The 21,939-nt window shown below is 65.4% G+C and carries 21 protein-coding genes; 13 read left to right on the top strand and 8 right to left on the bottom strand.

Features of this window, described 5'->3' with window-relative positions; all coding sequences use genetic code 11:
- The first annotated feature begins 82 nt into the window (after positions 1–82).
- The 4 genes from QHC78_RS09925 to QHC78_RS09910 all read left to right on the top strand — a co-directional run bounded on the left by QHC78_RS09925 (position 83) and on the right by QHC78_RS09910 (position 3,646).
- On the top strand, positions 83–835 hold the full coding sequence (locus tag QHC78_RS09925; RefSeq protein WP_319743964.1) for an SDR family oxidoreductase: 753 nt from the start codon (positions 83–85) through the stop codon (positions 833–835).
- Between the two features lie 27 nt (positions 836–862).
- Complete coding sequence (locus QHC78_RS09920; protein WP_319743962.1) at positions 863–2,539, top strand: SulP family inorganic anion transporter; 1,677 nt, start codon at positions 863–865, stop codon at positions 2,537–2,539.
- 96 nt (positions 2,540–2,635) lie between these two features.
- Positions 2,636–2,911, top strand: coding sequence for a chlorhexidine efflux transporter (locus tag QHC78_RS09915; protein ID WP_413816444.1), 276 nt, complete (start codon positions 2,636–2,638; stop codon positions 2,909–2,911).
- Between the two features lie 27 nt (positions 2,912–2,938).
- Positions 2,939–3,646, top strand: a complete 708-nt coding sequence (locus tag QHC78_RS09910; RefSeq protein WP_319743961.1) for a DUF2076 family protein — start codon at positions 2,939–2,941, stop codon at positions 3,644–3,646.
- A 43-nt stretch (positions 3,647–3,689) separates the two neighbouring features.
- Here QHC78_RS09910 and QHC78_RS09905 read toward each other — a convergent pair whose 3' ends face one another.
- Genes QHC78_RS09905 through QHC78_RS09890 form a run of 4 tightly spaced genes read right to left on the bottom strand, consistent with a single transcriptional unit; the run spans position 3,690 to position 6,909 of the window.
- Positions 3,690–4,949, bottom strand: a complete 1,260-nt coding sequence (locus QHC78_RS09905) for a muropeptide transporter (protein WP_319743959.1) — start codon at positions 4,947–4,949, stop codon at positions 3,690–3,692.
- A complete protein-coding gene (locus QHC78_RS09900; protein WP_319743957.1) occupies positions 4,946–5,275 on the bottom strand; it encodes a hypothetical protein in 330 nt (109 codons plus the stop codon). The genes QHC78_RS09905 and QHC78_RS09900 overlap by 4 nt, the downstream gene beginning before the upstream one ends.
- 22 nt (positions 5,276–5,297) lie before the next feature.
- Complete coding sequence (locus tag QHC78_RS09895; RefSeq protein ID WP_319744890.1) at positions 5,298–5,972, bottom strand: orotate phosphoribosyltransferase; 675 nt, start codon at positions 5,970–5,972, stop codon at positions 5,298–5,300.
- Positions 5,973–6,024: 52 nt separating this feature from the next.
- The gene (locus QHC78_RS09890; RefSeq protein WP_319743956.1) at positions 6,025–6,909 is read right to left on the bottom strand and encodes a helix-turn-helix domain-containing protein; all 885 of its coding nucleotides are present in this window, start codon (positions 6,907–6,909) and stop codon (positions 6,025–6,027) included.
- A gap of 354 nt (positions 6,910–7,263) precedes the next feature.
- On the opposite strand from QHC78_RS09890, the gene QHC78_RS09885 reads away from it, so the two are divergent.
- The 4 genes from QHC78_RS09885 to QHC78_RS09870 all read left to right on the top strand — a co-directional run bounded on the left by QHC78_RS09885 (position 7,264) and on the right by QHC78_RS09870 (position 11,703).
- Complete coding sequence (locus tag QHC78_RS09885; protein WP_319743954.1) at positions 7,264–8,514, top strand: MFS transporter; 1,251 nt, start codon at positions 7,264–7,266, stop codon at positions 8,512–8,514.
- Between the two features lie 129 nt (positions 8,515–8,643).
- Positions 8,644–9,480 (top strand): dihydroorotate dehydrogenase electron transfer subunit, encoded by an 837-nt coding sequence (locus QHC78_RS09880; RefSeq protein WP_319743952.1) that lies wholly within the window; start codon positions 8,644–8,646, stop codon positions 9,478–9,480.
- Positions 9,480–10,415: a dihydroorotate dehydrogenase gene (locus QHC78_RS09875; protein ID WP_319744889.1), complete on the top strand. Its 936-nt coding sequence runs from the start codon at positions 9,480–9,482 to the stop codon at positions 10,413–10,415. Before QHC78_RS09880 ends, QHC78_RS09875 begins: the two co-directional genes overlap by 1 nt.
- Before the next feature lie 7 nt (positions 10,416–10,422).
- Entirely contained in the window at positions 10,423–11,703 is a 1,281-nt protein-coding gene (locus QHC78_RS09870) for a hydantoinase/carbamoylase family amidase (RefSeq protein WP_319743950.1), read from the top strand.
- An 18-nt stretch (positions 11,704–11,721) separates the two neighbouring features.
- Here QHC78_RS09870 and QHC78_RS09865 read toward each other — a convergent pair whose 3' ends face one another.
- Both QHC78_RS09865 and QHC78_RS09860 read right to left on the bottom strand, forming a co-directional pair.
- Positions 11,722–11,913, bottom strand: a complete 192-nt coding sequence (locus tag QHC78_RS09865) for a hypothetical protein (protein WP_319743948.1) — start codon at positions 11,911–11,913, stop codon at positions 11,722–11,724.
- Between the two features lie 60 nt (positions 11,914–11,973).
- On the bottom strand, positions 11,974–12,906 hold the full coding sequence (locus QHC78_RS09860; protein WP_319743946.1) for a LysR family transcriptional regulator: 933 nt from the start codon (positions 12,904–12,906) through the stop codon (positions 11,974–11,976).
- 93 nt (positions 12,907–12,999) lie between these two features.
- On the opposite strand from QHC78_RS09860, the gene QHC78_RS09855 reads away from it, so the two are divergent.
- A complete protein-coding gene (locus QHC78_RS09855) occupies positions 13,000–15,045 on the top strand; it encodes a metallophosphoesterase family protein (protein WP_319743944.1) in 2,046 nt (681 codons plus the stop codon).
- A gap of 48 nt (positions 15,046–15,093) precedes the next feature.
- Positions 15,094–16,065, top strand: coding sequence for a Bug family tripartite tricarboxylate transporter substrate binding protein (locus tag QHC78_RS09850; RefSeq protein WP_319743942.1), 972 nt, complete (start codon positions 15,094–15,096; stop codon positions 16,063–16,065).
- 10 nt (positions 16,066–16,075) lie between these two features.
- Here the strand turns inward: QHC78_RS09850 and QHC78_RS09845 are convergent, their stop codons facing one another.
- The gene (locus QHC78_RS09845) at positions 16,076–16,873 is read right to left on the bottom strand and encodes an exodeoxyribonuclease III (protein WP_319743940.1); all 798 of its coding nucleotides are present in this window, start codon (positions 16,871–16,873) and stop codon (positions 16,076–16,078) included.
- A gap of 73 nt (positions 16,874–16,946) precedes the next feature.
- Positions 16,947–17,483, bottom strand: a complete 537-nt coding sequence (locus QHC78_RS09840) for a MarR family winged helix-turn-helix transcriptional regulator (RefSeq protein WP_319743938.1) — start codon at positions 17,481–17,483, stop codon at positions 16,947–16,949.
- Positions 17,484–17,755: 272 nt separating this feature from the next.
- On the opposite strand from QHC78_RS09840, the gene QHC78_RS09835 reads away from it, so the two are divergent.
- The 3 genes from QHC78_RS09835 to QHC78_RS09825 are packed head-to-tail and all read left to right on the top strand — an operon-like array spanning position 17,756 to position 21,937.
- Positions 17,756–18,742, top strand: a complete 987-nt coding sequence (locus tag QHC78_RS09835; protein ID WP_319743936.1) for a Bug family tripartite tricarboxylate transporter substrate binding protein — start codon at positions 17,756–17,758, stop codon at positions 18,740–18,742.
- Between the two features lie 35 nt (positions 18,743–18,777).
- Positions 18,778–21,078, top strand: a complete 2,301-nt coding sequence (locus tag QHC78_RS09830; RefSeq protein ID WP_319743935.1) for a xanthine dehydrogenase family protein molybdopterin-binding subunit — start codon at positions 18,778–18,780, stop codon at positions 21,076–21,078.
- Complete coding sequence (locus tag QHC78_RS09825) at positions 21,071–21,937, top strand: FAD binding domain-containing protein (RefSeq protein WP_319743933.1); 867 nt, start codon at positions 21,071–21,073, stop codon at positions 21,935–21,937. The genes QHC78_RS09830 and QHC78_RS09825 overlap by 8 nt, the downstream gene beginning before the upstream one ends.
- The last annotated feature ends 2 nt before the right edge of the window (positions 21,938–21,939 follow it).

Genomic DNA, 21,939 nt, shown 5'->3' with positions numbered 1-21,939 from the left:
GAAAGTCCAGGGGAGCAACCTACTATACCGCGCGAGGCGATCCAACAAGGGCGATAATGGCGCTTGTTTCGGAAGGGCGTGCATGAAAGTCTTCATTACCGGCGCAAGCAGCGGGATCGGCCAGGCCTTCGCCCGGCAATATGCGGCACGCGGAGCCTCCCTGGGCCTGGTGGGCCGGCGCGAGCAGGCGTTGCGCGAACTGGCCGCGTCGCTGCCGGGTACTCATCATTGCTATGCGGTCGACGTGCGGAACCGCCCGGCGCTGCATGAGGCGGCCGGCGATTTCCTTGCCCATGGCGGCATCGATCTGGTCATTGCCAACGCCGGCATCAGTACCGGCACGCTCACTGAAGAAATGGGCGATTTCGACGCCTTTCGCGCCGTCATCGATACCAACCTGGTCGCCATGGTGGCAACGTTCGAGCCCTTCATTCCCGCCATGAAGCAGGCCGGGCGCGGGCAGTTGGCGGGCATCGCCAGCGTGGCCGGCATACGGGGATTGCCCGGCGCCGGCGCCTATAGCGCGTCGAAGGCGGCAGTCATTGCCTATTGCGAAAGCCTGCGCAGCGAACTGTCGCCGTACGGCATCCGGGTGTCCACCCTCGCGCCCGGATACATCCGGACTCCCATGACCGCCCGCAACCCGTATCCCATGCCGTTCCTGATGGACGCCGATGCGTTCGCCGCCCGGGCCGCGCGCGCCCTGGACCGGGGCACGCGCTATACGGTGATTCCGTGGCAGATGGCCATCGTGGCCAAGCTGATGCGGTTGATCCCGGACCCGCTGTACGACCGCCTGGCCGTGCGCGCGCCGCGCAAACCCCGACATTCCTGAATCGATCCGACGAGGCTACGTCCCTCCATGCACGCTTCTTTCCGTCGCTACTTTCCTTTCCTGAACTGGCCTCGTCCCACGGCTTCGGAACTGTCTGCCGATGCCCGCGCCGGCTTTACGCTGGGCCTGATCCTGGTGCCGCAGGCGGTCGCCTACGCGATGCTGGCGGGCATGCCGCCCATCACGGGCCTGTACGCAGCCCTCATCCCGCCGGTGGTCAGCGTGCTGTGGGGCTCGTGCCAATTGCTGGGAGCCGGCCCGGTCGCGCTGACCAGCATGCTCGTGGCCGGTTCTCTGTCGGGCATGGCCGCCGCCGAGTCGGCGCGCTGGGTGGAGTTGGCGATATGGCTGGCGTTGATGGCCGGCGCGATCCAGATCCTCATCGGGGCGGCGCGCCTGGGCATGGTGGTGAACTTCCTGCCCGGGTCGGTGGTGGGCGCGTTTACCCAGGCGGCGGCGCTGTTGATCATGCTGTCGCAGGTGCCCGCCATGCTGGGGCTGGATTGGAGCGTGGCGGGCGCGCAGCTGGCCGACGGCGATGTTGCCGCGCTGGTGGCGGGCGTGGACTGGACGGCTTTTGCGTTCGGCATCGGCACGCTGGCGTTCCTGTTCGCGCTGAAAAAACATAGCAAGCGTCTGCCTATCGTGCTGGTGGCCGCGTTGGCAGCCGGCGTCATCAGCTGGGCCATCGGATATGGCGCACGCGGCGGCGCGGTGGTGGGTACCCTGCCGGCCGGGCTGCCCATGCTCACCCTGCCCCGGCCATTGGCGTGGGAAGACTATCGCAGCTTGCTGCCGGCGGCGGCCGTGATCGCGCTGGTCAGTTTCGTCGAGGCGCTGTCCAGCGCCAAGGCCATTTCGCGCAGTACCCGCCAGCGCTGGAACGAAAACCAGGAATTCATCGGCCAGGGCTTGGCCAAGGTCACCAGCGGCCTGAGTGGCGCTTTCCCGGTCAGTGCCTCTTTCTCGCGCTCCGCGCTGAACCTGTTCGTCGGCGCCCGCACCGGCTGGTCGGCGCTGTTCGCCTTTCTCTGCGTGCTGATCAGCCTTTTGTTCCTGACGCCGGCCATTGCGCACCTGCCGCGCGCATTCCTGGCCGCGGTGATCATCGTGCCCGTCACCAACCTGATTTCCCCCGCATTCTTCATCAGGCTGTGGGAGACCTCGCGTCCCGAGGCCGCCATCGCGGCGGCTACCGCGGCAGCCACCTTGATCGCCGCGCCCCAACTGCAATGGGGCATCCTGGCAGGCTTCATCCTGTCGCTGGGTTACTTCCTGTACCAGCGTTCGCATCCGCGCATCGTCGAGGTCGGCGTGCACGAGGACGGCACCCTGCGCGACCGCCAGCGTTTCGGGTTGCCGCGTCTCGCCCCGGACATCCTGGCCGTACGCATGGATGCCGCGCTCAGCTTCGTCACATCCAATCCGCTCGAGCACTTCATTGCCGAACGTTGCCGCACGGACTCCACGATCAAGCGGGTGCTGCTCTACGCCGGCCCGATCAACAGCATCGATGTGACCGGCGTCGACACGCTCATGTACTTGATCGGGACCTTGCGTGACCAGGGCGTGGAGCTCTATCTGGCCGGCGTCAAAAAGCAGGTGGAGGACGTGCTGGATACGGCGGGCATCACCAGCCTGCTGCCGCCCGACCACGTGTTTCGCACCGAGCGCGAGGCCATCGACCGGCTCGCGCCCGCGTGATCTCCCAGTGAACTACCCGGACGCGAACCGGGTCCTCCGCAGCGGCGCGTCCGGGTCCGGCCCAAGATACCGGCTCTGAATCGACAAGAGGACGTGATGCGCAAGAAAACCCTGCGCGAGCGGCTGGTCCATGCCCTTTGCTTCGAGCTCATCGCGGTCGGGCTGATCGTGGTCGTCGTGCCGCTCGTGGCCTGGTGGCTGGATATTTCGCTATGGGAAGCGCTGGTGCTGGATATCGCCTTGTGCTGTTTTTCCTACCCTATACCTTTCTGTACAACCTGGTCTACGATCGACTGCGAGGATACTGGGCACGGGAACAATGCGCCGGTTCTCGAGCCTGAATCAAGAACGCAGGCGGCCATGATGGCCTAGCCGCGCCAGCCTCCCGGAGGAATCGCCATGACGCCGCAAGAACGTGCTTTGCTCGAAGATTTTCTGGACAAGCTTGCCAGCGTGCGGGGAGTAGACAAGGATGGCGAGGCCGATGCCCTGATCCGGCAGCGCGCCGGCAGCCAGCCCGATGCGCTGTACCTTACGATCCAGCGTGCCTTGCTGCTCGAGCAGGCGCTCGAGGGCTCCCAGCAGCGGATCGCGGCCCTGCAGCAGCAGGTTGCGGATTTGGAAGCAGCCGCCCGGGGCCCCGCCAAGTCCTCGGGCAGCTTCCTCGGCGGGCTGCTCGGCGGGGATCTCTGGGGCCGTCCTTCCGCCCCGGCGTCCCCTCCGGCGGCCACGCTAGGCAGCCGTATCGGCCAAGGTGCCGCGGGGCGCCGTCCCTTGGCGCCGCCGGCGTCTGCCTCCGCTCAACCCATGGGCAGCGGCATGGGCAATTTTCTGGGTAATGCCGCCGCCGCCGCGGCTGGCGTGGCGGGCGGCATGTTCCTGTTCAACGGGATCCAGCACTTGCTGGGTGACAACGGAGCCGCGGCCACTCCTTCCGCCGGCGACGCCGCGGCATCGGCGGCGGAAACCCCCGTCGCCCATGCCGGCGATCATGTCGGTGATCCGGCCCACCGGGAGTCCGATGCAGCCCAGGACCATGATGCCGCGGCCCAGGACGACGGTTGGTTCGACGAAGGCGGCTCGTTCAGTGACGACGACCTGATCTGAGGAACGGGCCCGCGCAGGCAGCGACCTGGCGCCTGCGCATCGTTCAGGCCTGGTCCAGCGCCCGTATGTCGGCGCGGCGCCACCAAAGCAGCGCCATACCGGGCAAGGCAATGACAGCGGTAGCCAGGAAGAAGGCGGGCCAGCCGTAGGTCTCCACCATGGGGGGGGCCAAGGGGCCCGCCAGATAGGTGCGTCCCACGGCCGACAGCGCCGACAAGAGGGCGAATTGCGTGGCGGAGAATCGGTGGTCGCACAGCCCCATGAGCAGTGCAACGAACGCCGCGGTACCCATGCCGCCGCAGAGGTTCTCGACGCCCACCGCGGCCGCCATCAGCAGGATGCTCTTGGGACTGACGGCGATCAGCCAGAATCCCAGGTTGGAGATGGCCTGCAGCAGGCCGAACAGCATCAACGACCGGAAGACGCCCAGCCGCGCAAGCAGCGACCCGCCGGCCAGTGCCCCGATGATGGTGGCGCCCAGGCCCAGCACCTTATTAATGGTGCCCACTTCGGTCGCGGAAAAGCCCGCGCCCCGGATCAGGAAGGCCGTCGACAGGCTGCCGGCAAACGCATCGCCCAGCTTGTAGAGCACGATCAGCACCAGCAGTACTACCGCGCCGGGCCGCCGGAAAAATTCGAGCAGCGGGCCCGTGACGGCTTCGCCCAGCGTCCGCGGCGCCGCCGCCGGGGCTTCGGGTTCGGGCGCCCACAGCGTCGCCAGGATGGCCAGTGCCATCAGGCCGCCCATCAGCACGTACATGTTGCCCCAGCCCAGCCAGCTGTCGGCGATGACCAGAGCAAGGCCGCCCGAGACCAGCATGGCCAGGCGGTAGCCCAACACCGATACCGCGGCGCCGGCGCCGCGTTCTTCCTTGCGCAGCACGTCGGTGCGGTAGGCGTCGAAGGCGACGTCCTGCGAGGCAGAACAGAAGGCCACGAACACCGCGATCAGCGCGAGCGGCAACAATGCCGAGCCGGGCGAAAGCAGGCCCATTGCCATGATGCCGAGCGCGAGCAGCAATTGCGTCACCACCATCCATCCGCGGCGCCGGCCCAGCAGGGGCGGTGTATAGCGGTCCATCAGCGGCGCCCACAGGAACTTCAGGGTGTACGCGGACCCCACCAGCGTCAGGAACCCGATGGCTTGCAGCGACACGCCGTCCACCGTCGCCCACGCCTGCAGCGTGCCGGTGGTGAGCGCGAGCGGGAGGCCGCTGGCAAAGCCCAGTGCGAGCAGCGGCGCAACGCGCCGGTTCGTGTAGAGCGACGAAGCAGCCGGCGGCGCGTCCGGGCGGGCGCTCAAAATATCTTTCCGCTGCGGCCGTAGTCGAGCACGATCCAGTTCATCGCGGCGACGAGATCGTCGGGCGTGCCGGACTTGAACGCCTCATCGAGGCGGGTCATATAGGAAAGTAGCTGGGCCTTGGCGGTTTCCGCGAAAGCAGGCTCTATGCCCTGGTCTTCATACAGCAGCACGTAAGAGCGGGCAAAGCCGTAGATCAGGAAATAGGCGGCGGCGTGCTCGGAGTCGCTGGAAATCAGCGCGAGGGAACCTTCCTTGACTTTGAGGAAACTGTCGGTGCCGGGGGCCTGGGCGGCGAAACGTTGGATCAGGTCGGTGAAGTTCATAACGCAAGGGTGATGATAAAAGTCAGGGAAGGCGGGCGATGCCGCCGTGGGCCTTGGACCATTCGGAAGTATGGCGCAGGAAATCCTCTACTTTTTCTATGTCGGCGGCGGACAGGAAGTTGCCCGTGCGCGCCTGCGCGATGATGTCCTGCCAGGTGGCCAGCGCGTGCATCGCGACACCGATTTCTTCCATGGTACGCCGGCTTTCGACAAACGTATCGTAATAGAAGATGCTCAATGCGTGTTCCAGCCTGAGCCCGGAGTCGCGCACCGCCTTGCAGAAGTTGCGCTTGCTTTGTCCGTCGGTCGTGAGGTCGTCCACCAGCAGCACGCGCGCATCGGCAGCGGCGACGCCTTCGATCTGGGCGTTGCGGCCGAAGCCGAGCGGCTTCTTGCGCACGATGAGCAGCGGCAGGGATAGCCGGTCGGCCAGCCAGGCGGCATAGGGTACGCCGGCGGTTTCGGCGCCCGCGATGGCGTCGATGTTATGCACCCCGATACGGTGGCGCACGACCGACAGTGCCGCCTCGACCAGCACGTGGCGGCCGGCCACCGACGATATCAGGCGCCGCACGTCCACGTAGACCGGGCTGGCCCAGCCCGACCGCAAAATGAATGGCTTGCCGGTCGTTACGTGCACGGCCCCCGATTCCAGCAACAGCCGCGCGACGGTCGATCCGATCGATGTTTCTTCCATTTTCAAGAATGGTTCCTATAAAGAGCCCTTCCGCCGCGAGCGCGCCGGCGGGTCACACGACTTTTAGCATGCTACTGAGAAGTTCCGCGGCTTGCTGGCCCTTGTAGGCCCGCTGCCAGAGATCTTCCACCATTTTCGTATAAAGCTGGACCGCCTCCGGCGCCGATGTCACGTGCGCAATACCGGTGGCGACGTTGGGCAGCTCGCCGAAACGAAACGGGCTGATCGCCACGAATGAGGCGCTCGGGCGTTCGAACACCTGGAATGTGGCGTTGGGCATGCTGTCGTCCACGATACCGATCTGCATATCCATCGGATGGGCCCGGAGCAGTTCGATAATGCGTTCGACCTCGCGCCGGGCCGCCAGCGAGCGCTCCATGCGGATCGCGGGTGGCAGGTCGATGCGGCCGACCAGGCCGAAATGCACGAAGCGTTCGATCTCGCGCAGGCCGATCAGGCTGATGATGGGAGGGCGGCGCCGCGCGAAGGCCCGCTTGCGCTCGCCGAGGATCTTCATCAGGGCTTCGGTACGTGCCGGATCGAGATCGGGATGCGCTTCACGCAGCATTTGTTCCAGGTAGCCGGCGTATTGATCGGACGTGAGCAGGAAGGATATGGGCTCGAAGTGCGCCATGATGCGGGTGGCGTCGGTTTCGAGCTGCCGCATGCGTTCGATATAGGCCACGGGCGAGGTGTAGTACTCGGCCCCCACGCCCAGCAGCGAGGCCAGCGTGGTGTCCAGGATGTGGGCAAGCCGTTCCAGGGTTTCGATCTTGATGATCTCGCCTTTTTCCATCCGGTACACCGCGGCCCGCGACACGCCCAGCTGGGCTGCCACCTCTTCGGCGCGCAGCGAGGCGCCCATCCTGTAGGCGCGCAGCCTTTCTCCTATGGCGTGGAAATCGACGGTGCGCGGTCTGGACGGGTTATTATTCATGAGCGGTCTAAAAAATTAGAATTCCTGATCTTGAAGGTTTGTCCGGCGGCGCCCTTTATTGGGGTGCGAACCTGCCATTTGCCCAGTACCAGTGCGGGCCTGGCACCATTTTTGTGCGTTGTGGACAACGCCGGGATCTACCCTATCAGCTTAGTGAAATTTCGCTTGTAAGGTAAGAAAAATTGTCTTAGTCTAAAAAAAAAGACTTTCGACGTAAATGGCCCCGCTCGTCTCTTTCCACCGAATCGACGTGCGGCGGCTTGAGAAGTCCAGCCCGGACAGCGGCGCCGCCACGGCGGACAAGCAAGGGGCGCGTTTTTATTGATCGATACCTCTTCCTTTCGGAGATAGGAAATGGCAGACAAGTATGCCGCAGGCCCCGCGGACGTCCCCGCCGGTGCGGTGAACGAGGGCGAGAGCTACGCCCGTAAAGCGGTCATCGCGTCGACCGTAGGCTACGCCTTGGACGGCTTTGACCTTTTGATCCTCGGCTTCATCCTGGCCGCGATATCGTCGGATCTCGGGCTTTCCAGCACGCAGGCCGGGTCGCTCGTGACCTGGACGTTGGTCGGTGCCGTAGTAGGCGGTGTGGTGTTCGGCTGGCTGAGCGACAAATTCGGCCGGGTCCGGGTATTGAACTGGACTATCCTGCTCTTCGCGATCTTTACCGGCTTGTGCGCGCTCGCCCAGGGCTACTGGGACCTGCTGGCCTACCGCACCATCGCCGGCCTGGGGCTGGGGGGTGAATTCGGCATCGGCATGGCGCTGGCCGCGGAAGCCTGCCGGCCCGAACAGCGTGCCCGTATGAGTTCGTATGTCGGCCTCGGCTGGCAGGCAGGCGTACTTGCCGCCGCCTTGGTGACGCCGGTCCTGCTGCCCATCGTCGGGTGGCGTGGGATGTTCGCCATCGGCGTGTTGCCGGCGGTGGTGGCGTTCGTCATCCGCCACTTTATCGGCGAACCCAAGATCTTCGTCGAAAGCCAGAAGTCCGCGGCGCCCAAGGAGAACTCGTTCAAGCTTCTCGTGGCGGACAGAAAAACCACCATGGCCAGCCTGGGCGTGGTCATCCTCACGTCGGTGCAGAACTTCGGCTACTACGGCGTGATGATCTGGATGCCGTCCTACCTGAGCAACCAGTTCGGTTATTCGCTGACCAAGTCGGCCGGCTGGACCGCCATCACCATCATAGGCATGGCCTTCGGTATCTGGTTGTTCGGCCAACTGGCCGACCGGGTCGGCCGTCGTCCGATCTTCCTGCTCTACCAGGTCGGCGCGGTGCTCTCGGTGCTTGCCTATTCGCAATTGACGTCGCAGTACGCGTTGCTCATCGGCGGCGCGATCATGGGCATGTTCGTCAACGGCATGCTGGGCGGTTACGGCGCCCTGATCTCCGAACTGTACCCGACCCGGGCCCGCGCCACGGCACAGAACGTGCTGTTCAACATCGGCCGCGCGGTCGGCGGTTTCGGACCGCTGGCGGTCGGCGCCGTTGCCGCACGGTATTCGTTCAGCTACGCCATCGCCCTGCTGGCCTCCATCTATGTGCTGGACATCATCGCCACCCTGTTTTTGATCCCGGAGCGCAAGGGCGCGGCGCTGGAGTAAGCGTCCATCCCCGGCGCGCCCGCCCGCGTCTCCGGGGGGCGCCGGCGGACCGGCAAGGCCGGTCGGCGGCGTCCTCGGTTGAATACGGGGACCACGGTTCGTGGTCCTCCTGATGCTTTAGGAATCGCCATGGAAGTCATCTCGTCCGAACCGCGCGTTGCCTGTTGCGCCGGTGCGCCCGCGCCGGATACGCAAGGCGTGGTGGTCAGCAACGAGTGGGTCAACCGGGACTACAAGCACCTCGTGCTCGATGCCGGCATGCCCGCGGCCGGCGCGAAGGCAGGGCAGTTCTTCCACTTGCTCTGTCCCGCCACGGAACAGGACTCGCCGTTCTTCCGGCGCCCCATGAGTACCTATCGGGCCGATCCGGCGACCGGGCGCGTCGAGTTCCTCTACAAGGTCACCGGCGCCGGCACGCGGGGTCTCGCCACGCTTGCAGCCGGCGACAAACTGCCCATGCTGGGGCCGCTGGGCGTGGGCTTCACCTTGCCGCCCGGCGCCCGCCACATCGTCGTGCTCGGGCGCGGCGTGGGCCTGGCCACGCTGGCTCCGTTGGCCGAACTGGCAGCCGGCGCGGGGGTCGGCGTGACCGCCATCCTCAGCGCCCGTAACGCCGCCAGCCTGATGTCGCAGGACCGGTTCGCCGCCATCGGCGCCACCATCATCGAGCTTACCGACGAGGACGGCACGAGTTCCGTCGAGAACGTGGAGCGCTTGCTGCGCGAGCTGCATGCGGCGGGCCGCGCCGATGCTTTCTATACCTGCGGCTCGTCCCGCCTGACGCTGTTGATGCAGCGGCTGGGCACCGAGTTGTCCGTACCGGGTGAAGTGGCGATGGAGCAGCAGATGGCCTGCGGCATCGGCATGTGCTATTGCTGCGTGCGCGCCTTCCGCGAGGGCGACAAGCTGGTCAGCAAGCGTGTCTGCTGGGAAGGCCCGGTATTTCCCCTTGCGGAGGTGGCATGATGATCGACTTGTCCGTAGACGTAGGCGGACTGCGCCTGCGCAATCCTGTGATGCCGGCCTCGGGCACGTTTGCCGATGGGCTGGCCAACACCATAGACCTGAACCGGCTGGGGGCATTCGTCACCAAGACCATCACGCACGAGAAGCGTACCGGGAATCCGGTGCCGCGCGTGGCCGAGGTGCAAGGCGGCATGCTCAATGCCATCGGCATTCCCAGCAAGGGCTCGGAATATTTCATGCGCGAGACCGTGCCGTTCTACCGGCAGTTCTCGCCACCCCTGGTGGTCAGCATCTCGGCGCCGTCCAACGACGGGTTCGCGCGGCTGGCCGCCGAGATGTCGCAGGTCGAGGGCGTAGCCGCGATCGAAGCCAACATCTCCTGCCCCAACATCGAGGAAGACGGCAAGGCGTTCGCCATGCATGCGCGTTCCACCGCCGCGGTGGTGAAGGCCCTGCGCGCCTCGACCCGGCTCCCCCTGTGGGTCAAGCTTACCCCCAATACCGGCGAGATCGCCAATGTGGCCCGCGCGGCCCAGGAGGAAGGTGCCGATGCCATTGTCGTGGCCAACACCATCCTCGGCATGGCGATCGATATCCAAACGCGGCGTCCCAAGCTGGGCAACGTCATGGGCGGCATGTCCGGGCCCGCCATCAAGCCCATCGTCGTGCGCATGGTCTACCAGTGCCACCGTGCCGTGTCGATCCCCATCATCGGCTGCGGCGGCATTTCGACCGCCGACGACGCGATCGAGTACATGCTGGCCGGCGCGACCGCCGTGCAGGTCGGCACGGCCACCTTCGTCCATCCGACTGCCATGATCGAGGTCATAGACGGATTGGTCCAGTATTGCCGCCGCAGCGACCTGCCCAACCTGGCGGGACTCGTCGGCGCGGTGGAAGACACCGGTTTTGTTCCTTTCGAGGCGATGGCTTGAGGGTGCTATGACAGCAGCAACCACGTCGGCTGGCGGCAGAGTCGTTCCCGGGCGGCAGGAAGCGCTCGACTTGTTCGACCAGATCCGCAAGCTCAGTTTCGACGGCGTCGGCGTTTCGCGCGAGAGTTACGGCTCGACCGAGACGGCCTGCCTGGAAGCCTTGGTGGAATGGGCCGGAAAGCGAGGTATTGCGGCATCGACCGATCCTGCCGCCAATGTCCTGTTCTCCTTGCCGGACGCCGGGGACCAGGCGCCCATCGTCTGCGGTTCGCACGTCGACTCGGTTCCGCAAGGCGGCAACTACGACGGCCTGGCGGGGGTGATCGCGGGCCTGCTCTGCCTGAAGCGGCTGAAGGACGAAGGCCGGCGCCTGCCGCATCCGCTATGGGTGGCGGCGATGCGCGGCGAGGAAAGCGCGTGGTTCGGCAAGGCCTATATGGGGTCCAGCGCCATCCTGGGCAAGCTCAAGCCGGAAGACCTGGCGCTGCACAGCAAGCGCAGCGGCCGTACGCTGGCGCAAGCCATGGCCAGCGCCGGCGCCGACGTGGACATGATTGCGGCGGGCAAGCCCATGCCGTGGGTAGCGGCGGTGCGCGCCTACCTGGAGCTCCACATCGAACAAGGTCCGCTGATGGTCGCCCGCAAGTGGCCCACGGCCATCGTCTCGGGCATACGCGGGAACATCCGGCACAATGCGGTGCGCTGCATAGGCGAGCCCGGGCATTCCGGCGCAGTACCCCGCTGGCTGCGCAACGATGCGGTCTTTGCCGTGTCAGACCTGCTGATGCGCCTGGACGAGCATTGGCGCGTACTGCTCGAGCGCGGCAACGACCTCGTCGTGACGGCGGGTGTGATGGGCACCGATCCCGCCGAACACGCGGTCTCGCGCATACCGGGGCGGGTGGATTTCAGCTTCGAAGTGCGCAGCGAAAGCACCGATACGCTGGAAGAGTTCTACCGCGTCATGCGTGCCGAATGCGATGCGGTGTCGCGCCAGCGCGGCGTGCGTTTCGAATTCGACCGCCGCATCGAATCGGCCCCGGCCACCATGGACGCGGGGCTGGTGCAGGTACTGCTCGATACCTCGAAGGAACTGGGCCTGCCCGCCGAGCGCGTCGCTAGCGGTGCCGGCCACGATGCAGCGCTGTTCGCCAATGCCGGCATTCCTTCCGCCATGATCTTTATTCGCAACGAGAACGGGTCCCACAATCCCGCCGAGTCGATGGATATCGACGATTTCATGGCGGGCGTGGAGGTGCTTTACGAGTCGCTGCCCAAGCTGGGCTAGCCTGTCTGCCCGCATTGATTACATCCACTGCCTGGCTGCCGGTTTGGCTTCCCTGACGAAGGTATCAAGCGCGGGCGGGAACAGGCTTACCTCGTCCCCGAGGGGCAGGAGCGCCTGGTTCGTCGCGTAGACCGACGATTCGATGTGGCAGCGCGGGATAGGCAAATGGTGCTGCATGAAAAGCACTTCGAGCCGCTGTCTAAGCACCATCCATGTCCCCTTTGCGCAAGGCGCCCGGCAGCAATTCGGCGCTGCCTTCTTCGAGCGCGACTACCGTGCGGGGCGCCGCTTCCCGCATTCGTTTGTGGCCAGCGCCTCGGCCGTGGCGCTGCGCAAAGCCCGTATTGCCGCTGTCGGGGTAGCGGCCGCCCTTGTCATCCAATGCACTTCCCAGCGGGCCTCGCCGTGTTCGATGGCGCGTACGTCGTAATGGCCGGGGTCGAGGTGGCGCGCCGCGAACGCGGGCAGCAGGGTCATGCCCAGGCCGTACCGGACCATTTCGAGCGCGGTCGAGTAGAGCTTGACTTCCTGGACCGCGTTCAATGCCACGCCGGCCTTCGATAGCTGAAGGAAAAAGTCGCGCCACTGCCCGCTGACCCGGTCCGTCAGTATCACTTCCGCCTTCTGCAAGACCTGCGGTTTCAAGCGCCGGCCGGCGGCAGGCGCCGGCGGTGCCTTGCCGCGGGCATATACCGCGTACAGCCGGTCGCGCAAAAGCAGCTCGGTATGAAGCGTCGTCGCCAGGGCCGGACTGGTCCCGGGGGAACCGATGGCGACGTCGGCTTCGTCGGCTGCCAATCGTTGCGACGCCTGCTCGACGGGGACATCCAGCACTTCGATTCCGACCAGCGGATGCCGCTCGCGGAACAGGGCCAGCGCGCGAGGAAAAAACGTGGCGGCGGTCAGCGGACCCACGGCCACGCGGATACGGCCGCCGCGCAGCTCGCCGCTGCTGCGTATGCCGTCCAGCGTGCGGTGGATGTCCGCCAGCACCCGGTTGGCCGTTTCGCAGAGCGTCTTGCCGGCCGCGGTCAGGCGCACGGTGCGGCCGCGCTCGACCAGCACGACGCCCACCTGTTGTTCCAGTTCCTTGATCATGACGCTCACGGCGGATTGGGTGAGTGCCAGCGTATTGGCGGTGGCGGTAAAGCTGCCGGTGTTGGCCAAGGTTGCCAGGGCATGCAGCTGTCTGAGCGTGACCATGATTTTTTTATATTCATGGATTAGAAAAATGAATTTTATTTATTTACTGCCGTGCCGGATACTGGATTTCCATCCCCATGTTCCGAGCTACGCATGTCGCGCCAGCCATTATTCCGTTTTGCCGTCATTGCAGACAGTCACGTCAATCCGTCGGAGCACGACAGGATTTCGCCGTTCGAATCGCACCGGCTGACCAACGCCAGGCTACGTCATACCGTCCGCACGCTGAACGGACTGCGTCCTGCTTTCGTGATGCACGTGGGCGACATGATCCATCCGGTTCCGGAGGCCGTCTCGTATCCGCAGGCGGCGGAGCAGTTCCGGCAAGCCGTGGCCCAGTTGGAATGCCCGATTCACCTCGTGCCGGGCAACCATGACGTGGGAGACAAACTGGCCGATTACGTCCCGGCGGGCGCCATCCGCCCGGACTACCTGGAGCTGTACAGCAGGCATTTCGGCCGGCACTTCTATAGCTTCGATGCCCACGGCTGCCATTTCGTGGTCATCAATACTTCGCTCATCAACTCGGGCCTGCCGCAAGAGCAGGAACAGGCACGGTGGCTGGAAGCGGACCTCGCTGCGAACCAGGGCGGCCGGTGCTTCCTTTTCATGCACTACCCGCCGTTCGTGGCTACCGAGGACGAGCATGGCCACTACGACAACATCGACCCGCCCGGGCGCGCGTGGCTGCTCGATGTGGTGGCGCGCCATGGCGTTGCCGTGGCGTTCACCGGCCATGTCCACAACTTTTTCGTGAACCGGCACGCCGGCACGTTTTTCTACCTGATGCCTTCCACCGCGTTCGTGCGTGCCGACTATGCGGAGGCACTGCATGCGGGGCAGCCGCCCGAGCACGAGCTTGGCCGCAACGATGCGGCCAAGCTCGGGGTCATGGTGGTCGACGTCTACGAGGATGCCGTCGTGCCGCAGTTCGTCAGGACCTTCGGCATGTCGCGCGCCGGCGACGAGGTCTTGCCCCAACGCGACTGGCCGCGCCTGCCGCCCGCCGCAGGCGAGTTGCCCACGTTGGGCCTCGAACTTCGCTATGGCTGGACGGCGTTGTACGACATCCCTTACAGCAGCATGCTGGATGAGTTCCGGCGCAAGCGCGCGCGCAACGACTACCCGATCCTGGCCCTGTGGGAAATGGGAGTGCGCAAGCTGCGCGTCCCGCTCGACGATCTGCTGGACGACTCCGCACGGAAACGGATGGAAATCCTGGCCGCGTCGGGCGGCCGCTTCACCGTCTTCCATTTCGGGATGCCCAACGACGCTGAGCTCGATCGGATACGGCAGTCCCGGGGTGCCGTCGAGGGCTTGGAATTGATCCTGAAGTGGCCGCCTGCCCCGGACTTGAAGGCGCGTTTGATCGCCATCCGGGACCGAGCCGGCGTGCCGCTGGTGCTATCGAGATTCTGGAACGCATCGGGCGAATCGCGGGACGGCAAGCAAATCAAACTGCTGGTCGACCACGGGTTTACCTGCAATGACGACAAGTTGCCTGCGCTGCTCGGCGCGGCCGGCGCGGAGTCGGTCCAGGGCATCGTGTTCCGTATCGATCGCGAGACGGCCGCCCGCACCGGCATCGAGCAGGCGGTCGCGGCCGCGGAGCGTGCCGGGCTCCGGGCGCAGGTACACATGCGCTTGGCCGATGACAGTCCGGCCCGGGCGCGCTGCGACGAATGGAGCAATACCAGCCGCGTGCTGGAGGCTGCGCTGTGCAGCCACTACTACCGTGGTCACACTATTTTTCTCGACACGCTGAGCGACGTCGACCGGGGCTATTTTCCGCGCGTCGGGCTCATCGACCGCCTCGGCAATCCGCGCCGCGCGGGACGCTCGCTGCGCAACCTGAATGGGGCGTTGTCGGAGCTGCCGCCGTTGCAGAGCCTGTGCTGGCACGAGATCCGCCAGGGGCTGGTGGGCGTGGCCCAGGCTGGAGACGCCTGGGTGGTGCTGGCGTTGAAGCCCGTACCCGATGCCGCCTGGTCCGTCGACTTGCCCACGGAGGTCGGAGGCGGCAGTGCGCGTCGCATCGACCTGGAAACCGGTGCAGAGTCCATGCTCGAGGTCCACGCCGGCGGCAGCTTGCAGTGCGAGGCGGGGGGCCTGCTCTGGGTCGTGCGTCCTCGATCCTGACCCGGCACGTCCGCTGCCGAATGTTCATCCCTTCAGGGAGAAAATGCCATGATGTTCCGACTTGCCTGTCTGGCCGCAACTGCGATGCTGGCCACTGTTCAACCCGCCGCCGCCCAGTCGAGTTATCCGGCAAGGCCGCTGCGGGCCATCGTGCCTTTTCCTGCAGGGGGCGCTATCGACGTCGCGGCGCGCCTGGTGCTCGACGGCATGGCGGCATCGCTGGGCCAGCCTATCGTGGTCGAAAACAAGCCCGGTGCGTCGGGCAATATCGGCACTCAACAGGCCGTCCGCGCACCGGCCGACGGCTATACCCTGCTGCTGGGGGCCGCGGTCAATACGGCGGTGAGTCCCTTCATGTACTCGAAGCTCGACTACGACGTCCGGAAGGACTTGTCGGCGGTCGCGCAGTTCGGCAATGCCGTCAATGTCGTGTATGTGCACCCGTCGTTTCCGGGCCGGACGCTGGCCGATGTGCTGGATGTCCTCAAGCGCAATCCCGACAAATTCGCCTACGCGTCTCCTGGCAGCGGCACCACCGTTCACCTGACCATGGAGTTGCTGCGCACGCGCGAGGGCTTGACGGTCCAGCACGTTCCATTCAAAGGCAGTCCGGCCGCCATTTCGGCGGTGGCCGGCGACCAGCTCAAGCTCGGTATCGATGCCGTGGGGCCGGTGATTCCGTTCATCCAGGGAAGAAAGGTCATTCCCGTTGCGGTGAGCGCATCCCGGCGGCTGGCGGTATTGCCGGACGTTCCCACCTTCGCCGAATCGGGGATGGGCATCGCCTTGCCGACGTCCTATCTCGGCTTCCATGTGCCCGCGGGCACGGGCACCGATATCGTGGCCAGGCTGGCGGCTGAAGTGGACAAGGCGCTGGCGCGTCCGGACATCGCCGCCAAGCTGAGACAGCTCGGCGTGGAGCCCGAGTACCTGGGGCCGGCGGAGTTCGCGAAGAAAGTAGACGGCGAGCGTCCCATGTGGGGCGAGGCAGTCAAGTCGTCGGGCGCCACTATTGATTGATGGCGCCCCTTCAGCCCAGCTTCCAGTCGTAGTCCACCGTCAGCGGCGCGTGGTCGGAAAACCGTTCTTCCTTGTAGATGCTCGCGGCGTGAGCCGTCGCCGCAATGCCCGGCGTGGCGATCTGGTAGTCGATGCGCCACCCCACGTTCTTGGCCCAGGCCTGGCCACGATTGCTCCACCAAGTATAGGACTCGCCCGTTGCTTCCGGATGAAGGCGGCGGTAGACGTCTACCCAGCCGATCTCGTCGAACACCTTGCTCAGCCAGGCCCGTTCCTCCGGAAGGAAACCGCTGTTCTTCTGGTTGCTCTTCCAGTTCTTGAGATCGATTTCCTTGTGGGCGATATTCCAGTCCCCGCAGATCACGAACTCGCGGCCGGTGTGGCGGTGTTCATCCATGAGGCCGGTGAGCCAGGGTGCGAAGCGGTCCAGGAAGCGGTACTTGGCCTGTTGCCGTTCGTCACCGCTGCTGCCTGAAGGCAGATAGGCGCTGACCACGGTCAGGCCCGGCCAGTCGATGCGCAGGATGCGGCCCTCGGCGTCGAATTCTTCCTTGTCGAATCCGCAGATGACGGATTCGCAAGCCCGCTTCACATAGGCCCCTACGCCGCTATAGCCCTTCTTCTGCGCGGGAAAGAAATGCCCTTCGTAGCCGGGCGGATGGCGCATCTCGTCGGTAATGTCGGCATCCTGCGCCTTGAGCTCCTGCAGGCAGACGACGTCAGCCTGGGTGGCGGCGAGCCATGGGAAGAAGCCCTTGCGGGCGGCGGAACGGATGCCGTTGAGGTTGATGGAAACGATGCGCAGCAAAATCGGCTCCCGCAAAAACGATGACTGGCCCGAATTCTACGCGGTACGGCGCCGGTTCCCGCAGCGGTGCGCGCTAGGCCTCCTGCTCCGGGTCTTCTTCGTCCCGGCAGGCGCGGCGCAGCTTGTGCAGGGTCCGGTACAAAACCCTGCGCTCTTCTTCGTCCAATACCCGGATCATCGCGGCCTGGGCACGCTGGGCGACCGGCATGGCACGGCGATAGAGCGTCCGTCCTGCGGGCGACAGGCGGCAGGTCAGCCCGCGGCGGGGCGAGCCGTCCACGGCCTCGAGTTCTACCAACCCGCGCGTCTCCAGCAGCCGCAGGGCGCGGCTGACCAGCGACTTGTCCGTTTCCGAGCGTTTGACCAGGTCGGAGAACGGAAGGGAGTCCGCTTCGGCCACGACCGAGAGCATGCGCCACTCGGCCATCGTCAGTCCGAACTGCTCCGAGTAGGGCAGCGTCACCACGCGCCGCAGGGAATTGGCCGTGCGGACGACCAGCGTGGTGATGAAGTCGTCCACCGACAGGTCCGTACCGTTCTCGTCGATACCCGTCCACGGGCATGGGTCGGTGGGGTGGGGTCCGGACAAGTCGTTCTTTCTTCTAGGCATGGGAATGTCGATCGATGGGGCGAAGGCCAGGCCGATTATTCCACAGCGGCCGAAGGTGTCGTATACAGAAAAATATTTCGATGGGTGGTTCAAATAAAAAATCGCGGGCTTGTCAATCCGGAGATTTTTCTTGTTGATGCATCAACAGTAAAGAGGCATTATCCCGTTTTCGCCACGAACTCGTGTTTCGTATGCGGAACCCGCTTCACCCGACATCGTCCACCCTCGCTCACGCCATGCCGGTCGAGCGGTCGTTTTTTCCGGAGCCAGTGATGAAGTTCAACCGTCGCCACATTCTTGCTGCTGCCACCGCTCTCGTATGCTGTGGCGGCCTGGGCAGCGCGCAGGCCGCAGCCGACTACCCCACCAAGCCGATCCGCGTGATCGTGTCCTATCCGCCGGGCGGCGATACCGATGCGATCGCCCGCCTGTTCGCCGACAAGCTGGGCGAGCGCCTCAAGAGCACGGTCATCGTCGAGAACAAGGGCAGCGCCGGCGGAACGGTCGGTAATGGCTACGTAGGCCGCGCGGCCCCGGATGGCTACACGCTGCTATTTACGCCCAACCCCTTCACGACCGCGCCCATGGTGCTGAATCTCTCGCCGTCCGCGAGCTACGACGTGCTGAACGGTTTCGATCCCATCATCCAGACCGCGGTGCAGCCTCTGGTGCTGGTTGCCAATCCTGGCACTGGCTTCAAGAGCGTGAAGGACATGATCGATGCTGCCAAGGCGGGCAAGCAGGTGAGCTATGCCAGCCCGGGTGCGGGCTCCCCGATGCACGTCGTGGCGGAATGGCTCAACCGCGAAGCGGGCACCAAGATCCAGCACGTTCCCTATCGCGGGGTCGGCCCGTCGGTCACCGATGTGGTCGCCGGCCATGTCGACACGGCGTGGGTCACGCTGGGTCCGGTCACGCAATATTTCGCGCAGGGGCGCCTGGTGCCGCTGGCCATTGGCGATGCGAAGCGCTCCCCGTTGGCGCCCAACATACCCACGCTGGTGGAAGCCGGATACAAGGACGTCGTGGTCGGCGCATGGAACGGCTTCTTCGCGCCCAAGGGTACGCCGGCGTCGGTCATCAAGCTGCTCAACGGCCATTTGAACGAGATCCTCAAGCAACCGGACGTGGTGCAGAAACTGGCCACCTACGGTGCGTTCCCGCATGGCGGCGAGCCGCAGGTGCTGGGCCGCACCAACGCCCGCGAATACGAGGTTGTCGGCGGCATCATCAAGACGCTCGGCATTACCGCGCAGTAAGGGCCGCGGCCCCGGCAGAGCAATAGGAGTTCAAGATGAACGCTTCTACGCTGGGCACGGCGGTGCCCCAGGTGACCGCCCGCTCCAAGGTGATGGGACGGGCCCTGTATGCGGGCGACGTCAAGGTCGCCGGCATGCTGCATGCCAAGGTGCTGCGCAGCCCGTATCCGCACGCGCGCATCGTGCGCATCGACACGTCGGCGGCGCTGGCGCTGCCTGGCGTCAAGGCTGTGTTGACCGGCGCGGATGCGCCTCGCGCCATGTGGGGGGTGCACCATAAAGAGCGGCGCATACTGGCCGAAGGCGTGGTGCGCTTTGCGGGCGAGGAAGTGGCGGCCGTCGCCGCCGTGACCGAGGAAGTCGCGCGCGACGCGCTGGACCTGATCGAGGTCGAGTACGAGGAGCTGCCGGCCATTCTGACGACGGAAGAGGCCCTGGACGAGGAGGCGCCCGGCGTGCATCCCGGGCGCAACAATGTTTCGCACGAAATCAAGTTCCACATCGGCGATGTGGACGCGGCCCTGGCGCAGGCCGACCTCGTCTACGAAGCGACCTACGATTGCCATGCCCAGTACCCGGGCTACCTGGAGCCGATGGCGACGGTGGCGACCATCGACGCGGATGGCCGGCTGCAGGTATGGACTTCCACACAGTCCGTGTTTCTGGCGCGCATGCGCTTGGCGGCGGCGCTGGAGATGCCGGCGTCGGGGATCCGCGTCATGCAGGCGACCACCGGTGGCGGCTTCGGCGGAAAAATCGTGGAAGACGCCAACAATCTCATCGCCGGCCTGCTTGCGGTCAAGACCGCCAAGCCGGTGCGCCTGGTCAACAACCGGCTGGAGGATTTCCAGGCATGTTGCTCCAGCGTCCCCGAGCGGGTCACGCTCAAGCTGGGGATGACCAAGGAAGGCATCATCATCGCCAAGGACGTGAGGATCATTGCCGAGTGCGGGGCGTACAGCGGGTTGTCGGCCGAAGTCATGCACGTGACCGCGATGCGCAGCGACAACATGCACCGGCTCCAGAACGTGCGCTCGCATGCCACGCTCGTCTACACCAACAATCCCCCGCACGGCGCCTTCCGCGGCTTCGGGGGCGCACAGATGCAGTTTGCCCTCAACAGCCACATCCATATGATGGCCGAGAAGCTCGGCCTCGATCCGGCCGAAGTCCACAAGCGCAACGCGCTGAACGTCGGCGAGACCTCCATCCATGGCTGGAAGATCGGCAGTACTGGACTGCGCGCGTGCATCGATCAGTGCACCGAAGCAATCCAGTGGCAGGCCAAGCGCGCCGCCAAGGCGCCAGGCCGCGGATCCAAGCGCCGCGGAGTGGGCATGGCAGCGGCCATGCACGTCAGCGGCAATCGCACCATCGGCAATTGGGACGGCTCTACTGTCGTGGTCAAGGTGAACGAGGATGGCCGAGTGTTGGTCCACAGCGGCGAATGCGACATGGGACAAGGCGCGATGACCATGCTCAGCCAGGTGGTCGCCCATGAACTGAATATTCCGCTGGATCACGTGCACGTGGTCGCGCCGGATACCGACGTATCTCCCTATGCCATCGGCTCGCTGGCGTCGCGGGTAACGATCACCGCCGGCAATGCCGCTATCCTGGCCGGCCGCAAGGCGCGCGAGGCCTTGCTGAAGCTCGCTGCCGAACAACTCCAGGAACCCGCCGAGCGCCTGGAGATAGCCGAAGGCTTCATTCGCGTCCAGGGCCAACCCGTCAAGCAGGTCACGCTGGCGGAAGTCGCGCGCCTGCACATCTGGCGCCATGACGGCGAAGGCCTGCAGGTCAGCGCGACCTGGGACCCGAAAACCGTCATGCATGGCGACGTCCACGGCAACGTCGCGCCCGCACACAGCTATGCCGCCCAGGCTGTGGAGGTGGAGGTCGACACCGAAACCGGCCAGGTGACGGTGGTCGACAGCTTCGTGTCCGACGATTGCGGCAAGGCCTTCAATCCGCTGGCTGTCCATGGCCAGAGCAACGGCGCCGCGGCGCAGGCCATGGGCTGGGCGTTGTACGAACAGTTGCAAATGGAGAACGGGCGCCTGGTGAATGGCAACTTCGCCGACTACACCATGCCGACTGCCGATTCGATCCCGCTGTTGCGCTCGGGCATCGTCGAATCCAACGATCCGAATGGCCCCTACGGTGCGAAGGGCGCGAGCGAGACCGCCATCCTGCCGGGGGCGCCGGCCATCGCCAATGCGGTCTACGACGCCATCGGCGTGCGCATTACCGATCTTCCCATCACGCCCGAGAAGGTGCTGGCCGGCTTGCGGGAACTGAAAAGCCGCCAGCAGGAAGGAGCCCGCCATGCGTGATTTCGATTTCCTGGAACCCGCCTCGGTGGCCGAGGCGAGCCGCATGCTCGCCGACCTTGGCGATGACTGCCGCGTCATGGCCGGCGGCACGGCGCTGATGCTGGCCATGCGCCAGCGCATGCTGATGCCCTCGCATATCGTGTCGGTAGCGCGCCTGGAGAGCCTGCGCGGCATCAGTTTCGATCCGCACACCGGACTGCGCGTCGGCGCGCTGGCGCGCCATGCCGACGTGGCCGTATCACCTGTCGTGCGCCAGCACTATCCCATGCTCGCGGAGATGGCCGCGCGCGTCGCCAATCCGCAAGTTCGCAACCAGGGAACCCTTGGCGGCAATCTCTGCTATGCGGATCCTTCTACTGATCCGCCGACCTGCCTGATGTCGCTGAACGCGCAAGTCGTGCTTGGCAGCGCGCGCGGAGAACGCGTCCTGTCTATCGAGGAGTTTCTGGTCGATTACTACGTGACCGCCATCGCGCCCGACGAGATCGTCGTTGAGATCCGCGTTCCCGCGCCGCCGGCGGACTTTGCCGGTCTGTATACCCGGTTTCTGCGGACCGCCGCCGAACACCGGCCACTGGTGAGTGTCTCCCTGGCGACGCGCCGCAGCGGCGGACAGTGCCGCGAGGCCGTTCTGGCCGTAGGCGCGTCCACCCCCATCCCGTGCCGGGTGCCGCGGGCAGAGGCTTTCCTGGCGGGTAAGACCATCACGCTGGACGTCGCTGCGGAAGCCGCCGAGATCGTCGCCGCCGACATCGAACCGGTATCCGATGGGCGCGGGTCCGCGGAGTTCCGCCGCGACATGGTGCGCGTCGTGGCCAAGCGCACCATTGCCGGGCTCTACGGCCTGGCGACGAATTGAGG

Source organism: Pigmentiphaga sp. (assembly GCF_033795525.1).
Taxonomy (GTDB): Bacteria; Pseudomonadota; Gammaproteobacteria; order Burkholderiales; family Burkholderiaceae_B; genus Pigmentiphaga.
Note: the sequence above shows the minus strand (reverse complement) of the source record. Positions and strands in the feature narration are given on the sequence as shown.

Excerpts from the sequence above, each read along its gene's own strand:
- QHC78_RS09915 (WP_413816444.1), top strand. The coding sequence starts at position 2,636 with ATGCGCAAGAAAACCCTGCGCGAGCGGCTGGTCCATGCCCTTTGCTTC.
- QHC78_RS09875 (WP_319744889.1), top strand. The coding sequence starts at position 9,480 with ATGATCGACTTGTCCGTAGACGTAGGCGGACTGCGCCTGCGCAATCCT.
- QHC78_RS09860 (WP_319743946.1), bottom strand. The coding sequence starts at position 12,906 with ATGGTCACGCTCAGACAGCTGCATGCCCTGGCAACCTTGGCCAACACC.
- QHC78_RS09925 (WP_319743964.1), top strand. The coding sequence starts at position 83 with ATGAAAGTCTTCATTACCGGCGCAAGCAGCGGGATCGGCCAGGCCTTC.
- QHC78_RS09830 (WP_319743935.1), top strand. The coding sequence starts at position 18,778 with ATGAACGCTTCTACGCTGGGCACGGCGGTGCCCCAGGTGACCGCCCGC.
- QHC78_RS09865 (WP_319743948.1), bottom strand. The coding sequence starts at position 11,913 with ATGGTGCTTAGACAGCGGCTCGAAGTGCTTTTCATGCAGCACCATTTG.
- QHC78_RS09870 (WP_319743950.1), top strand. The coding sequence starts at position 10,423 with ATGACAGCAGCAACCACGTCGGCTGGCGGCAGAGTCGTTCCCGGGCGG.
- QHC78_RS09855 (WP_319743944.1), top strand. The coding sequence starts at position 13,000 with ATGTCGCGCCAGCCATTATTCCGTTTTGCCGTCATTGCAGACAGTCAC.
- QHC78_RS09850 (WP_319743942.1), top strand. The coding sequence starts at position 15,094 with ATGATGTTCCGACTTGCCTGTCTGGCCGCAACTGCGATGCTGGCCACT.
- QHC78_RS09835 (WP_319743936.1), top strand. The coding sequence starts at position 17,756 with ATGAAGTTCAACCGTCGCCACATTCTTGCTGCTGCCACCGCTCTCGTA.
- QHC78_RS09885 (WP_319743954.1), top strand. The coding sequence starts at position 7,264 with ATGGCAGACAAGTATGCCGCAGGCCCCGCGGACGTCCCCGCCGGTGCG.
- QHC78_RS09895 (WP_319744890.1), bottom strand. The coding sequence starts at position 5,972 with ATGGAAGAAACATCGATCGGATCGACCGTCGCGCGGCTGTTGCTGGAA.
- QHC78_RS09900 (WP_319743957.1), bottom strand. The coding sequence starts at position 5,275 with ATGAACTTCACCGACCTGATCCAACGTTTCGCCGCCCAGGCCCCCGGC.
- QHC78_RS09920 (WP_319743962.1), top strand. The coding sequence starts at position 863 with ATGCACGCTTCTTTCCGTCGCTACTTTCCTTTCCTGAACTGGCCTCGT.
- QHC78_RS09890 (WP_319743956.1), bottom strand. The coding sequence starts at position 6,909 with ATGAATAATAACCCGTCCAGACCGCGCACCGTCGATTTCCACGCCATA.
- QHC78_RS09840 (WP_319743938.1), bottom strand. The coding sequence starts at position 17,483 with ATGCCTAGAAGAAAGAACGACTTGTCCGGACCCCACCCCACCGACCCA.
- QHC78_RS09910 (WP_319743961.1), top strand. The coding sequence starts at position 2,939 with ATGACGCCGCAAGAACGTGCTTTGCTCGAAGATTTTCTGGACAAGCTT.
- QHC78_RS09825 (WP_319743933.1), top strand. The coding sequence starts at position 21,071 with ATGCGTGATTTCGATTTCCTGGAACCCGCCTCGGTGGCCGAGGCGAGC.
- QHC78_RS09880 (WP_319743952.1), top strand. The coding sequence starts at position 8,644 with ATGGAAGTCATCTCGTCCGAACCGCGCGTTGCCTGTTGCGCCGGTGCG.